Raw genomic sequence first — 276 nt, forward strand, 5'->3', positions numbered from 1 at the left:
CGCTGGTTGCTGCCTTCCCAGAAGAACTGATCCACCAGGTAGCCGTGGGCGCCGTGGATCTCCACACCGTCCATGCCAATGCGCTGGGCCGGCCCCGCATGCAGCTGACCGGCCGCAGCCGAGAGCCAGCGCTGCACGCGCGCCTGCCCAACCGGATCAGCGGGCAGCCACTGGCCGTTGCCATAGGTGGCGGCCAGATAAACCAGGATGGCGTTGGAGTCCGCCAGGATCGTCCCGCCATCGTCGATCACCGGCACCTGGCCGAAGCGGTTGAGG

General features: G+C 68.1%; 1 protein-coding gene. It reads right to left on the reverse strand.

Annotated features, from left to right (window positions below; genetic code table 11):
* A partial coding sequence (locus AC0L20_RS40985) for a glutathione S-transferase family protein (protein WP_473295823.1) occupies positions 1-276 on the reverse strand: 276 nt, incomplete at both ends.

It is taken from the genome of Bradyrhizobium sp. Kon58, from assembly GCF_055807455.1.